Below are 12463 nucleotides of genomic sequence, written 5' to 3'. Positions count from 1 at the left end.
TTTCCGACGGCGGCCGGCGTGTCCGTGCCAAAGTGCCCCGTTTTGGAGGGCGCAGGTCAGTCGTTGTTGGCGTCAGTCTGCTTTTTCGCCCGGCTGGGCTGGACCCGGGGCGGTTCGCCCGGCATCTTGGGGTAGTCCGGCGGGAAGGGCATCTCCCCCAGGCCGGCTTTGCAGTCGCGGTCCCACCATTCCAGCAGCGTGTCGATGGTCCCGGGCTTGGCGTTGAAGCCAGCCCAGGGGTCTCCCACCGTCTTCAACCGTTCCGGAACCGTGAGGATGGTGAAGTTCTTTGGATCCGCGTGTTCCAGTTCCTCCCAAGTGATGGGGCAGGACACGGGGGCGTGGGGCAGGGCCCGCGGGCTGTAGGCGCCGGCGATGGTGCGGTCGCGGTTGGCCTGGTTGAAGTCCAGGAACACCCGTTGGCCGCGTTCTTCCTTCCACCACGCCGTGGTTACTTTGTCCGGGATCCGGCGCTCCACTTCCCGGGCAGCGGCGATGACCGCGTGCCGGACGTCCAGGAATTCGCGTGTTGGTTCGACGGGTGCGTAAACGTGCAGGCCGCGGTTGCCGGACGTTTTGATGAAGCAGGTGAGGCCTGCCTCGGCGAGGACGTCCTTCAGCACCAAGGCGGCGGGAACGGCGTCGTCGAAGTCCGTGCCCGGCTGCGGGTCAAGGTCGATCCGCAGCTGGTCCGGGTTGTCCGTGTTCTCCGCCCGGGAGGGCCAGGGGTGGAAGACCACGGTGTTCATCTGTACGGCCCAGACGGCAGCTGCCGGTTCGTCAAGGACCAGCTGGGGGTGGGACCTGGCGCTCGGATACACCACCTTGACGGACCTGATGAAGTCCGGCGTGCCTTTTGGCGGGTTCTTTGAGAAGAACATCTCGCCTTCGATGTTGTCCGAGTACCGCTGGAGGGACACGGGCCGGTCCCCGTTGGCGGCGATGAATGCCTCCCCCACGTCGCAGATGTACCTGGCGAGGTCCAGCTTGGTCAGGCCCAGGTCCGGCCAGAGGACGCGGCTGGGGCTGGAGATGCGCATTTCGCGCCCGCCGTTGGGACCCGGGACAGTGATGGTGGTCTGTTCGCTCGCCATGGGGACAACGTACACCCGGCCGCCGGCAGACACCGGCATATCCGCCGGCCTCCGGCATGATGGAGCCATGCCCTCATCCGATCAGCAGCTCATGGTCGCCGTCGGTGACGCCTCGTTTTCCGCCGTCTACGCCCGTCCCGGGAAGCCCACCGCCACTGTGGTGGTGGCGCATGGTGCCGGTGCCGGCAAGGACCATCCGTTCCTCCGCGGCTTCAGCGACGCCCTGAACGGGCTGGGCCTGGCCACCCTGCGCTTCAATTTCCCGTACCTGGAGGCAGGGCGGAAGTTCCCAGACCGCCCTCCGGCTGCCATCGCCGCCTGGCGGGCCGCCATGGACACAGCCCGCGCCCAGGCGGAGGCCAACGGCGGCAGCGGCCCCGTCTGGGCGGCGGGCAAGTCGTTCGGCGGCAGGATGGCGTCCATGGCCGTTGCCGACGGCATGGAGGCCACAGGCCTGGTGTACCTCGGCTACCCGCTGCATGCCCCCGGCAAGCCGGAGAAACTCCGGGATGAGCACCTGTACGGGATCACGGCGCCGATGCTGTTCCTGCAGGGAACGCGCGACACGTTTGCCACGCCCGACATCCTGGCGGGCGTCGTGGCCCGGATCGGATCCAACGCGGTCCTGCAGTGGGTGGAGGGCGGTGACCACTCCTTTGCCGTGGCGGGAAACAAGCGCCCCGCCGATGAGGTGGGTGCGTCGCTGGCGCTTCCGGTGGCGGAGTTCATCGCCGGGCACGGCTGACGCTGCTAGGCAGCGTCCTCGTGCCACCAGCCTTCCCAGGCGGCGGAGGTGAGCCGGCCTTCCGGGAACGTGCCGGTGTCGGTGTTGCGGGACCCGCTGGCCTCACTGCGTCGGCCGTCCAGCAGGAGGTTGAGGCTGTTCAAGAGAAACATGGTGTGTCCTTCCGTAGGGGAATGCGGACCACGTTGTCCGCGTACTTAAGAGCGTAGGGAAGGCATGTTTCAGCACGTCGACGCGACGTTTCGGCTGTGTATCGGAGTTCTCACGCAGCCTTCTCCGGCCGGAAAGAATCGGACGTGGTTTCAGTTCCGCTTGTTGGTCCGTGCCGTGGCGGGAGCCGACCAGGGGTCCTCCGGCCAGGGATGCCTGGGGTAGCGGCCCCGCATTTCGGCGCGCACCTGGGTGTACGGGCCGGACCAGAACGATGTGAGGTCGCCGGTGACCGCCAGCGGCCTGCGGGCCGGGGACAGCAGGTGGAACAGGACCGGGACACGGCCGCCCGCCAGGCGCGGGGATTCAACCAGCCCGAAACACTCCTGCAGTTTCACCGCCACCACGGGCGCGGCGGAGTCCCCACCTGGTTCCGGGTAGTCGATCCTGACGCGGGAGCCGCTGGGGACCTCCAGGTTTTCCGGCGCAAGCTCGTCCAGCCGGGCCGCTTCGGGCCAGGGCAGCAGCCGGCGCAGGGGGTGGGCCAGGTCGATTGAGGTGACCGGTTTCCCGGCCGCCAGGTCTTCCAGCTCGGGCCCCAGCCACCCTTCCAGCCGCCCAAGCAACGCCCCGTCCGACACATCAGGCCACGGCGCCCCCACCTCGCGGTGCAGGAAGGCGAGGCGGCGCCGCAAGGAGGCCGCCGCCGTCGACCACGACAGGGCGCCAAGGCCGCTTGACCGCAGCGCGGCTTGCACGGCCCTCCTGCCCTGTTCGGCGGTGGGGCGCACGGGGGTTACGGAGAGTACGACCGCTCCCAGCCGCCTGGTCCTGCGCGCGCTCAGCCGGCCGCCGCTGAATTCCGCGTCCACACTGTCGGACAGCAGGTGGGACGCCGCCGCTTCGGCAATGCCAAGGGTGATGGGGGCTGCGGCGCGGATCACGGCGCCCGTACCGGCCGCGTCCCTTCCCTCGGCGCGGGACACGTCGGCCACGGCCAGCCACTCGTGGCCTGACAACGTGCTGCCTGCCGGCAGCCCTGCCCTGGTCCCGGACGTCAGCAGGTACTGTCCGGCGCCGTCGCTGCCGGGCACGCGGCGGGCCACGCGGTCGGGAAAGGCGAGCGCGACGACGGCGCCCGCAGCTTCGTTTCCAGCGGCAAGGATGGCGGGAGGGGCCGTGGCGCCGTCCTGTTGCCGACCCGCCAGGGCGCCCAGCCGCCTGGACTCGTCCGCCCAGCGCCTTCCGGCCGGGCCTGTGTCGGCTTTGAGCTGGGCCAGCAGGCGGGTCAGGTCCGCTCCGGGTGCGCGGTGGTCCCCGGAGAGCGCGGCTACCACCCCGGCGGCGAACCGGTGTCCGGTGGAGGTGCCGCCGTCGAGCACTGCCCGGGCAAGCCGTGGATCGGCGGGGATGCCGGCAAGGGCGCGGCCCGTTGCAGTCACGTGGCCGTCACCGGACACTGCGCCCAACTCCCGGAGCACCTCAACGGCGTCATCCATTGCCTGGCCGGGCGGTGCGTCCGGCAAGGCAATCCCCTTCCCCCGGGGCGCGCCCCAGCAGGCAAGGGTCAGGGCGGCGCCCGTCAGGTCCGCCACCTTGATTTCCGGCGTCACGTGGGCGGGAGCGGCACCATATGCATGCTGCGAGTAGCAGCGGACCACTGTCCCCGGGCCTTGCCGTGCGGCACGCCCGGCCCGCTGGTCGGCTGACGCCCTGGAACAGGACACGGTAACCAGCCCGCTCATGCCGCGGCCTGCGTCCCGCCGCGGTTCCCGGGCCAGTCCGGAGTCTATGACCAGCCGGACGCCGGGCACTGTCAGGGAGGACTCGGCAAGATCGGTCGAGACGATGATCCGCGGAAGGTCCCCGGGACCACGCCCCGCCACTGCCCTGTCCTGCTCGGCTGTCCCCACCTGGCCGTGAAGTTCCAGCACGTCAACACTGCTGCCCAGCCGGCTGCGCAGGACCGCTGCAACGTGCGAGACCTCCCTGGCCCCTGGCAGGAACACGAGCGCGTCCACGGACCCGTCGGCCGCAACGGCACGTTCATGGGCGTCCGCGGCTGCCGTGGCCACATAATCCAGGAAGGTGCGCGCCACTCCCCTCGCGTCCAGCCGGGCGGCGGGCGCCGGGAGCCACTGCACGTCCAGTGGATGGTTGACGGAGGGGCAGTCGACGACGGGTGCGGGCCCGGCGCCCTCGGCATCCCCCAGCAGGGCTGCGAACCGGGGCGCGTCCAGGGTTGCGGACATGGCGACGACGGCGAGGTCGCCGCGCAGCGCACGGACCTCAGCGAGCATGCCGACCAGGAGGTCTGTTTCCAGTCCCCGCTCGTGCACTTCATCCAGGACGACGGCGGCAGTGCCCTCCAGCCCGGGATCTGCCAGCAGGCGTCGCAACAGGATGCCCGGGGTGACGAACTCAATCAGGGTGTCCGGGCCCGCCTGGCGTTCCCCGCGGACGGTGTAGCCCACGCGGCCGGCCATCCGGCTGCGGTCGAGCGCAGAAAGGCGCCGGGCGGCGGCACGGGCGGCAACCCGCCGCGGCTGGGTGACGACAACGCGGCCCCGCCGGCCGTGGAGGTTCGCCAGCAGGGGCGGTACGAGGGTGGTTTTTCCCGTTCCCGGCGGTGCCTGCACAACGGCGGCACCCGGGATACCATCACTTCCCAGTGCCTCCCGCAAAGCGGAAAGGGATCCTTCGAAGGCGAGTCCGGCACCGATCGCGCGGAGGTCGAAGGCGTCGGCGGCGGGGCGGCCCTCAGGAGGATTCATCCATCCATTCTCCCTTGGCCGGGGAGCTGTTTGCCGCTGCGGTCAGGGCTTGCCCTGGCCTTTGCCCTTGCCTTTGGCTTCCTTCGCGGTGTTCTGATGCTCCGGCCCGGGGCCTGCGGAGCGGAGTCTGCCGGGACCGGCGCCGGAGCGGCGGCCGGAACGGCGGGTTCCACGGGAGCGGCTTGGTTCTGCCCGGTGCCGGCAAGGGCGGGGTCTGGCGAAACGGCGCCCGGCGCTGTGTCAGGGGATGCTGCCGCGGACGCTGCTGCCACCTGCGTGGCGAGATCTGTCCGGACCACCGACAGTGCATTCTCGATGCTCCGGTACCGCGATGCCGAAAGCCGGCCATTTGCTGCCGCATCGCCCAGGTCCTTCTCGAGGGCCTGCAGGGCAGCCAGCGCCCCATCCATCCTGTTCTCGGCGGCGGCCTGGCTGATACTCAGCACCCGGATCTGGAAACCGCGCAGGACGTTTTCGTCTGCATCCCCGGAACGGATGCCGGAGGCGCCGGCAACCAGCGCCGCCGCAACGACGGCGCAGCACAGGAGCATCAGGGCACGGACTCCGCGGCGACGCCGGGGTGCGGGATGCGGGGCCCGTTGCTCAGGAGTCAGCACCGGGTCCGCCGGTGCCTGCGCCTCAAGCGGCATGCCTGCCCCGCAGCGGGACTGCGGAGGCGGTCCGGACGGGGAGTACAGTCACGGAGGCGAGCTCCGCTGCCGGGGTTGCCACGGGAGCGCTCCGCCGCTGGGATCCTGGCCGGGCCAGGAGATGCCGGATGCCGATGCGCAGTCCGGTGGCGAACAACAGGCCGATCCCCACTCCGAGGAGCACGTGCCCGGCCAGATAGTGCTGTGCGGCTCCCGGGCCGCGTTCTGCCGCCACCGCCGCACCGCCAACGGTCAGCACCAGTGACAGGGCCGTACCGAAAATTGCGCCCATAGCTCCTGCTCCCATCCCATTTAATCAGCAAGCTTACTAGTAATGCTCAGCAAGCTTACTACTGGATGGAGCTAAAGCAAGGGCAGGGAGGCGGGGTCCCGGGGGCATCGGCAATGCCCGGTGGATTGGGCGCGCCAGTCAGCCGGCCGCTTCGAGCAGGCGCTCCGCGGGGGCGAGTCCTGCATACCGGCCCTTGAAGAACAGCAGGGGTTCGGCGTCGTTCCGGGCACTGAGGTGCCGCACGGCAGCCACCGCAATGGTGTGGTCGCCGCCGTCGTATTCTGCATGGAGTTCGCAGTCCAGCCAGGCGAGCGCGTCATCCAGCACCGGGTTCCCCAGGGGCGAGGATGCGTGGCTGACGCCGGCGAACTTGTCCGTCCCCGAGCGCGCGAACTGGCCCGCGAGGTGCTGGTGTTCGGCCGGAAGGATGTTGATGGTGAAGGACCCGGCCCTTCTCAGTGCAGGCCAGGTGGTCGATGTCCGCGCCGGGCTGAAGGTGACCAGCGCCGGCTCCAACGAAAGGGATGCGAAGGACTGGCAGGTGAACCCGGTGGGCCCATCGGGGCTGGAACCCGTAATGATGGTCAGGCCGCTGGCAAACGTGCCGAAAATGTCCCGGAGCCGGCGCGGAGCAAGATCTGAAGTGACTGTCATGGAAATGGCCTCTCATCTGGATCGTTACCTCACCAAACCATCAGCAAATCGGCTCATTCAAGCCGCCTGAAACGCACCGACCCGCGGCGAAACGAATTGTCATGCCCGTACTTCCGGCGTCATCGGCGCGTGGCTTCAGGGACGCTGACGTGTCCTTGTTTGACGCAACAGAAGGACGTAACCAGCACTGGCCGGTCGGGACAGCCCCGGTTAAGGCCGCAGGTCCAGCGCGGCCAGCAGCCGGCGGACCGAGCCGCCCAGGTTCCACTCGACGCCCAGCTGCTCCAGTTCCGCGCGCCGGTCGCCCGTGACGGGCTGCAGGCGGGCGCCCGCCTGGTCCAGGGTGGGAAGCTCCAGGTTCCGCACCAGGCGTACGACGGCCGGGGCTGCTTCCAGGTACGCGGAGGCAGCGGAGAGCTTGGCCCGGACAGGTGCCGACACGCCCGTGCCCGGCTCGTCAGCAGCCGCCAGCAACCCTTCCAGGGTTCCGTACTTCAGCAGCAGCGACGCTGCCGTCTTCTCGCCGATGCCCGCCACTCCGGGCAGGCCGTCGGAGGCGTCTCCGCGGAGTGTGGCGTAGTCGGCATACTGCTGGGGCAGCACCTTGTATTTGGCCACCACGGTTTCTTCCGTGATGACTTCGAGGTTCTTCATGCCGCGGGCGGTGTAAATCACCCGGACACCCCGTTCGTCGTCGCACACCTGGAACAGGTCGCGGTCACCCGTGACCACGTCCACCGGGAAGCCGGCATGGCTCGCATAGGTGCCAACGACGTCGTCGGCCTCGTGGTGTGCCGCGCCCACAATGGCGATGCCGGCCAGCTCCAGCACGCGGCGGATCATCGGCAGCTGCGCCTGGAGGCCCTCCGGAACCACCTCGATGTCGGCGCCGCCGGAAACTGCCTCGGCCACCCGGTGGGCTTTGTAGGTGGGGATCAGGTCCACCCGCCACTGCGGCCGCCAGTCGTCGTCCCAGCAGGCCACCAGGTGGGTGGCGTGATAGTCGGTGCTGAGCCTGGCGATCATGTCCAGCAACCCGCGGACCGCGTTGACCGGCGTTCCGTCCGGGCGGCGGATGCTGTCCGGCAGGCCGTAAAAGGCGCGGAAGTACAGGGAGGCAGTATCGAGCAGCATGAGTCGCCGGGGCATACCTTGATCCTGACACGGAATCGGCCGCCTGGGCAGCAGCCGCTGGCTGTTACCGAGGGTGTTACGGTTCGCCGGTGAGCGGCGGGCGGTCGATGACGCGGGGGATGTACTCGAGCAGCTGCAGGCGTCCGTCGAAAATCCTGCTGTCCACCATCTCCAGGGCGACGTCCGGATAGCCGTCATAGATGCGTTCACGTCCGGTACGCCCGGTGATCAGGGGGAAGACGACCAGCCGGAACCGGTCCACTAGACCCGCTGCCACCAGGGAACGGCAGAGGCTGAGGCTGCCGAGGGTGCTTAAGAGTTCGTCGTGGGTCCGCTTCATCTGCCGGACGGCCTCGACCGCGTCCCCGGCCACCAGTTCGGAGTTCGGCCAGCGGAGGGGTGCGGCCAGGCTGGAGGAGAACACGACCTTGGGAACGGCGGCAAGACCCGTCAGGGAGGTGCTTTCGTCCTGCGAATATCCCGTGCCCCCGGCGGCAGCATCTTCCGACATCCCCGACATGAGGCGGTAGGTGTTGGCCCCCATCAGGTAGGTGCGGTCCCCTCCGGCCTCCTGCTGCAGCCAGGCCAGATATTCAGGACCTTCCAGGCCCCACCAGCCAGGCCATCCCTCGCCCGAGGCGAAGCCGTCCAAAGTGATGATCATGTCCACCATCAACTGGCTCATGGCGGCCATGGTATTCCCGCCCGCGAAGCCCGGCAAGGGACCAGTGACCCGGACTCACGGACCAGCCCGGACCGCAGAACCGGTCAGAACCAGTCGCCGTCGGCGTAGGCGCTGCGGACGTGCGCCCGGAGGTACTCCCCCACCACCGCGGCACCCAGGTCCCCCACCTCCGGCGCCACGACCCTGCCGTCAACGCGCTGCGCCATCCGCCGGATGAAGCGCTCCAGGCCGGGGTCGTTGCCCAGGCGGAAGAACGTGGTCTGGACGCCCGAACGGCCAAGCCGGTCCAGTTCGGCAACGGTGGCGCGGATGGTCCCGGCGTCCGGCGGCCAGTTGAACCAGGAGTCCCCGTCCGGCAGCAGGTGCGCCGTCGGTTCGCCGTCGGTGACCACCAGCAGCACGGGCTGCATGGAGGGGTGCCGGCGGAAAAAGCGCCCCGCCAGCAGCAGGCCGTGGTGCAGGTTGGTGCCCTGTTCGCGGAGGGCCGGCAGGGCCGTGAGTTCCCCGATGTCCATGGACTGCGCGTAGCGGCCGAACGTGATCAGCTGCAGCCTGTCGCCGCGGAACCGGGTGGAGACCAGGTGGTGCAGTGCCAGCGCGGTCCGCTTCATGGGAACCCACCGCCCCTCGGCAGCCATGGAGAAAGAAACGTCCACCAGCAGGACAACGGCGGCCTGGGTACGGGCCTCGGTCTCGCTCACTTCGATGTCGCCGACGGCGAGCCGCAGTCCGCGGGCCGGAACGCCGCCGTCGGCCATGGTGCGCCGGATGGCGTTGGTCATGGTGCGGGTAACGTCCCAGGGCTCGGCGTCCCCGAACTCCCATTGGCGGCTGGAACCCGTTTGTTCCCCGGCGGCCCCGGCCACCCTGGTGTCACGGTTCCCCTGGCGCCCGGAGAGCTGCCTGGCGGTGTCCCGCAGCAGTGATTTCCCCAGCCTGCGCATTGCCTGCGGTGACAGCCGCAGGTCGCCGTCGGCACCGCGCCGCAGGTAGCCGCCGTCCTGCATGGCGCGCTCAATCTCGGCAAGCGTGCGCGCACTCACGGCTGCGTTCTCGCCCAGCTGGCGGGCAAGGGCATCAAGGTCAAGGTCATCAAGCCGGGAGCCGTTGTAGGACTGGGACAGTTGCTCAGACAGTTCGTCAAGCTCGGCGATGTCCTGCAGGACACCTGTCCCGTCACCCAGCCCCAGGCCTTCCTGTCCTTCGAAGCGTTCCGATCCCGTCCAGTCCTCCCCGGGACGCAGCGCCTGCAGGGTGGCGTCGAGCTCGCTGAGCTGGGCCATCAGCTCAGGAGAGCCGAAGGCCTGCGCCGACAACCGCATCAGCTCCTCACGCTGTTCCGGGGACATGGACTGCAGGAGCCGCTGGGCTGCGGCGGCCCGCTGCGCCAGGGCATCCACCAGTTCCTCGACCGATTGCGGATTGTCCGGAAAGAACTGGCCGTGCCTGGCCATGAACTCCTGGAAATCGGCTTCCGTGTCCTCGCCCCGCCGGTGTTTGCCCAGCAGCTCATTGAGGTCCCGGAGCATTTCGTTGACTGCCTCGCGGTCCTCATCGGTGGCGCTTTCCAGCGCCTGCTTCATGCCGGCGAACCGCTGTTCCAGGACCTCCCGGCCCAGCAGGTCCTTGATCCGGTCGTACGCTTCCCTGGCCGCGCTTGACTGCCAGTCGTAGGACGCAAGCTCGTTGACGGCCGCCGCTGTGGAGGGCGGCAGGTTCTGCAGCTGCATCTCGCGGAAGGCGCGTTCGGTGTTGTCCATCATGGCGTCCCGTGCCAGCTGCTTGCGCTCCTCCAGGGTGGCGGTGTCCAGGAGTTTCTTCACTTCATCCAGGGTGCCGTCCAGCCGGTGGCGGCTGAGCAGATCACGGCGCCGCTGCTGGACGCGCCGGGCGAGATCGTCCAGTCCGTCGCGGTTCCGGCCGCCGCGCCGCAGGAACTCCTGCAGGGCATGGCGGGGCGAGTAGCCTTCCATCACGTCCTGGGCGACGGCTTCGAGCGCCTCCGCCAGGTCAACCGGCGGGGCCAGCGGGTCCGGACCGCCGGTGTACCGGCCGTACCTTGCGGACCGCTTGTGGATGGCCATGGTGCCTCCCGTGCCTAGCCGTAAATGGTTTCCTCGTCGTCGGATTCCTTGGAGATCCGCCGTCCGAGGTACAGGCCTTCGAGCGCCAGTTCGACGGCGGCTGCCCGCTGCCCGTCATTCGTCGCACCCAGGCGCCGGCCGATTTCGTCATACAGGCCTGATCCGTTCAGGGCCGGGAGGTTGCCGAGGAACTCCTTCGCCGTGACCTGCTCCCCGGTGGTGACGGTCCGGTGGCCGTCCAGGGCAGCCACGAGCGGACCCATGTCCAGGCCCTGGAAGTGCGCCCTGACAGCTTCGGCGGTGGCGGTGCGCAGGAGGTGGTCCAGGACGCCCTGTTCGCGTCCTTCCTCGCCCGATTCGAACTCAAGCTTCCCGGTCAGGACTTCCACGGCGGGCTCCAGGTCAATGATCCGGGCCACGGCCTGGTCCTCGCCCCGCAGGCTTGACCTCCGCAGCGCGGCCGCGGCCACCGTCTCTGCCCCCGCGATGGCGAACCGGGCGGAGACGCCGGATGTTTGGTTGATGGCCGGAGACTGCCGCAGCGCCCGGGTATAGCGGGCCAGGATCTCCAGGATGAAGGGAGGAACGTCCGCCACCAGCCGGCCCTCCTGCCGGATGACCGAGACCTCGTCCTCCAGTTCAATTGGGTAATGGGTCCGGATCTCGGCGCCGAAGCGGTCCTTCAAAGGGGTGATGATCCGGCCCCGGTTGGTGTAATCCTCCGGGTTGGCGGACGCGACCACCAGCACGTCCAGCGGCAGCCGCAGGACGTAGCCGCGGATCTGGATGTCGCGTTCCTCCATGACGTTGAGCATCGCCACCTGGATGCGCTCGGCCAGGTCCGGCAGTTCGTTGATGGCGATGATGCCGCGGTTCGAGCGGGGAATGAGCCCGTAGTGGATGGTCTCGGGGTCTCCCAGGCGGCGGCCTTCGGCGACGCGCATCGGGTCCACGTCGCCAACCAGGTCGGCCACCGAGGTATCCGGCGTCGCGAGCTTTTCCACGTAGCGCTCGGACCGGTGACGCCAGGCGATCCGGAGCCGGTCCCCTTCGGTCAGGGCCCGGGCGCGGGACTGTTCGGTAATCGGTTCAAAGGGGTGTTCGTTCAGCTCCGAATCCTCGATCACCGGCGACCACTCGTCCAGCAACCCGGCCAGGGTACGGAGCAGGCGGGTTTTGCCTTGCCCCCGTTCACCCAGCAGGACAATGTCATGCCCCGCAATCAGGGCCCGCTCCAGCTGCGGAATCACGGTCCGGCCGAAGCCGTACAAACCCGGCCAGGGGTCGCGCCCCGCAGCCAGGGATGCGAGGAGATTGTCGCGGATCTCGTGGCGCAGGTCCTTGTGGACATGGCCTGCCGCACGCAGTTCACCAACGGTAAAGATATCGGGGCGATCAGTCACCCCTCTACGGTAGTCCCCGCCCTGCGGCTAATCGAGAGTTTCCTCCAGATTCCTCGAAGCAGCGTGACGATGCGGCGTGGCCGGCCAAGGGAGCCAGCCGGCGTCCCGGCCCGTGCCGGCGGGGCGCAGGCAGGCAGCGGGGCGTTAGGCTGGTTGCTGATGACTGCTGAGAGTACGTTGATCCTCCTGGTGCGGCACGGCGAAACACCCACCACGGGTACTGTCCTGCCCGGCAGGGCCCCGGGACTGCACCTTTCCGAGCGCGGCCGTGCCCAGGCGGACGCTGTTGCCGAACGCCTTTCCGGCCTGCCCGTCCAGGCCATCTACTCCTCTCCCCTGGAGCGTGCAAAGGAAACCGCGGAACCTGCGGCGGCACGGACAAGCATGGCGGTGACGGAAGAACCCGGACTTCTGGAGTGCGACTTCGGTGACTGGACCGGCGCCGCGCTCGCCGGCCTTGCGGGCCTGCCGGAGTGGCAGACCGTCCAGCACAATCCGTCGGCCTTCCGGTTCCCCAACGGAGAGGGCTTTTCCGGGATGCAGGCCCGGATGGTCGGCACCCTGGAGAACCTTCGCGCAGCCCACCGGGGCGGCGTGGTGGTGTGCTTCTCCCACGCGGACCCCATCAAGGCGGCCGTGGCCCACGCCCTGGGCACCCATCTGGACCTTTTCCAGCGGATCATGATCAGCCCGGCGTCGGTCTCCGCGATTTCCTACGTGGACGGCCGGGCGCCGGCCGTGCTCACGGTGAATTCGACGTCGGAACCCCTGAGCGGGCTGAGGTCGCCGTGATGCCGC

At 69.0% G+C, this 12463-nt stretch carries 12 protein-coding genes; 2 read left to right on the top strand and 10 right to left on the bottom strand.

From position 1 onward, the window contains the following. Positions 1–56: 56 nt before the first annotated feature. A complete protein-coding gene (ligD, locus tag OUO20_RS06330; protein WP_134165379.1) occupies positions 57–1094 on the bottom strand; it encodes a non-homologous end-joining DNA ligase in 1038 nt (345 codons plus the stop codon). Between the two features lie 67 nt (positions 1095–1161). Between ligD and OUO20_RS06325 the strand changes: the two genes are divergently transcribed. Continuing rightward, entirely contained in the window at positions 1162–1839 is a 678-nt protein-coding gene (locus OUO20_RS06325; RefSeq protein ID WP_056390198.1) for an alpha/beta hydrolase family protein, read from the top strand. Positions 1840–1844: 5 nt separating this feature from the next. Here OUO20_RS06325 and OUO20_RS06320 read toward each other — a convergent pair whose 3' ends face one another. From OUO20_RS06320 to OUO20_RS06280, 9 genes are all read right to left on the bottom strand, one after another. Then, complete coding sequence (locus OUO20_RS06320) at positions 1845–1991, bottom strand: hypothetical protein (protein ID WP_186447710.1); 147 nt, start codon at positions 1989–1991, stop codon at positions 1845–1847. A gap of 150 nt (positions 1992–2141) precedes the next feature. After that, positions 2142–4763 (bottom strand): ATP-dependent helicase HrpB, encoded by a 2622-nt coding sequence (gene hrpB / locus OUO20_RS06315; RefSeq protein WP_268003107.1) that lies wholly within the window; start codon positions 4761–4763, stop codon positions 2142–2144. Further along, entirely contained in the window at positions 4760–5413 is a 654-nt protein-coding gene (locus tag OUO20_RS06310; protein ID WP_268003106.1) for a hypothetical protein, read from the bottom strand. Before OUO20_RS06310 ends, hrpB begins: the two co-directional genes overlap by 4 nt. Then, positions 5403–5705: a hypothetical protein gene (locus tag OUO20_RS06305; protein WP_134165383.1), complete on the bottom strand. Its 303-nt coding sequence runs from the start codon at positions 5703–5705 to the stop codon at positions 5403–5405. The genes OUO20_RS06310 and OUO20_RS06305 overlap by 11 nt, the downstream gene beginning before the upstream one ends. A gap of 138 nt (positions 5706–5843) precedes the next feature. After that, the gene (locus OUO20_RS06300) at positions 5844–6359 is read right to left on the bottom strand and encodes a flavin reductase family protein (RefSeq protein ID WP_134165384.1); all 516 of its coding nucleotides are present in this window, start codon (positions 6357–6359) and stop codon (positions 5844–5846) included. A 210-nt stretch (positions 6360–6569) separates the two neighbouring features. Next, entirely contained in the window at positions 6570–7508 is a 939-nt protein-coding gene (locus OUO20_RS06295; RefSeq protein WP_134165385.1) for a 5'-3' exonuclease, read from the bottom strand. 61 nt (positions 7509–7569) lie between these two features. After that, the gene (locus OUO20_RS06290; protein ID WP_377204693.1) at positions 7570–8187 is read right to left on the bottom strand and encodes a dihydrofolate reductase family protein; all 618 of its coding nucleotides are present in this window, start codon (positions 8185–8187) and stop codon (positions 7570–7572) included. 74 nt (positions 8188–8261) lie between these two features. Next, positions 8262–10262, bottom strand: coding sequence for a vWA domain-containing protein (locus OUO20_RS06285; RefSeq protein WP_134165386.1), 2001 nt, complete (start codon positions 10260–10262; stop codon positions 8262–8264). A 14-nt stretch (positions 10263–10276) separates the two neighbouring features. Next, positions 10277–11665: a sigma 54-interacting transcriptional regulator gene (locus tag OUO20_RS06280; protein WP_018770995.1), complete on the bottom strand. Its 1389-nt coding sequence runs from the start codon at positions 11663–11665 to the stop codon at positions 10277–10279. Positions 11666–11824: 159 nt separating this feature from the next. Between OUO20_RS06280 and OUO20_RS06275 the strand changes: the two genes are divergently transcribed. Next, positions 11825–12457: an MSMEG_4193 family putative phosphomutase gene (locus OUO20_RS06275; protein WP_142073092.1), complete on the top strand. Its 633-nt coding sequence runs from the start codon at positions 11825–11827 to the stop codon at positions 12455–12457. Positions 12458–12463: the final 6 nt, after the last annotated feature.

The sequence above is a fragment of the Arthrobacter sp. FX8 genome (assembly GCF_026723805.1).
Classification (GTDB): domain Bacteria; phylum Actinomycetota; class Actinomycetes; order Actinomycetales; family Micrococcaceae; genus Arthrobacter.
The sequence above is the reverse complement of the archived record's forward strand: the minus strand, read 5'-3'. Positions and strand labels throughout refer to the sequence as shown.

What these genes read in the sequence shown, in the direction of transcription:
- ligD (WP_134165379.1), bottom strand. Translation starts at nt 1,094, where the DNA reads ATGGCGAGCGAACAGACCACCATCACTGTCCCGGGTCCCAACGGCGGG.
- OUO20_RS06325 (WP_056390198.1), top strand. Translation starts at nt 1,162, where the DNA reads ATGCCCTCATCCGATCAGCAGCTCATGGTCGCCGTCGGTGACGCCTCG.
- OUO20_RS06320 (WP_186447710.1), bottom strand. Translation starts at nt 1,991, where the DNA reads ATGTTTCTCTTGAACAGCCTCAACCTCCTGCTGGACGGCCGACGCAGT.
- hrpB (WP_268003107.1), bottom strand. Translation starts at nt 4,763, where the DNA reads ATGAATCCTCCTGAGGGCCGCCCCGCCGCCGACGCCTTCGACCTCCGC.
- OUO20_RS06310 (WP_268003106.1), bottom strand. Translation starts at nt 5,413, where the DNA reads ATGCCGCTTGAGGCGCAGGCACCGGCGGACCCGGTGCTGACTCCTGAG.
- OUO20_RS06305 (WP_134165383.1), bottom strand. Translation starts at nt 5,705, where the DNA reads ATGGGCGCAATTTTCGGTACGGCCCTGTCACTGGTGCTGACCGTTGGC.
- OUO20_RS06300 (WP_134165384.1), bottom strand. Translation starts at nt 6,359, where the DNA reads ATGACAGTCACTTCAGATCTTGCTCCGCGCCGGCTCCGGGACATTTTC.
- OUO20_RS06295 (WP_134165385.1), bottom strand. Translation starts at nt 7,508, where the DNA reads ATGCCCCGGCGACTCATGCTGCTCGATACTGCCTCCCTGTACTTCCGC.
- OUO20_RS06290 (WP_377204693.1), bottom strand. Translation starts at nt 8,187, where the DNA reads ATGGCCGCCATGAGCCAGTTGATGGTGGACATGATCATCACTTTGGAC.
- OUO20_RS06285 (WP_134165386.1), bottom strand. Translation starts at nt 10,262, where the DNA reads ATGGCCATCCACAAGCGGTCCGCAAGGTACGGCCGGTACACCGGCGGT.
- OUO20_RS06275 (WP_142073092.1), top strand. Translation starts at nt 11,825, where the DNA reads ATGACTGCTGAGAGTACGTTGATCCTCCTGGTGCGGCACGGCGAAACA.